The sequence below is a fragment of the Bradyrhizobium ferriligni genome (assembly GCF_056837965.1).
Genome location: NZ_JBXEJO010000396.1, coordinates 1 through 392, shown reverse-complemented (window position 1 = coordinate 392; position 392 = coordinate 1). Strand labels below are relative to the sequence as shown.

Here is a 392-nt window from a genome sequence, read left to right as displayed (position 1 = left end):
ACTCTGAGTCACGCCATCTGTTATAATGCCTAAAATTTTATCAAAAATAGGTTGGATTGGTGAAATACTTGTAATAATCATTTCAATGACGCGCGATGTTTTCTCACTAGCAATTTCCATAGCTATTTGAGATGAATAATTTAAAACAATAAAGAACATTAGAAAGATAATGCCATAAGCTAAAGCATAGTTAAAAATCTTTTGTCCTTCTGATACTTTATCGACTTCATCATTAGAAATCACCTTATTATCAACTTTACTTTGTGCTTGTAATTTTTGTAAGTCTTCTTTGTTGATATTTAATTCCCCGGCTACCATATTTGTTTGAATAGCTGTAAGTAGTGCTTGTACTTTTTGTGAATCTTCATGACTTACTCGCTTCTCACTAATGA

1 protein-coding gene is annotated in these 392 nt (G+C 31.1%); it reads right to left on the bottom strand.

The features are described 5' to 3' along the window. Positions 1–392 (bottom strand): ABC transporter permease (locus tag AC1VNY_RS42890; RefSeq protein ID WP_482409738.1); only part of this gene is annotated, 392 nt, incomplete at both ends.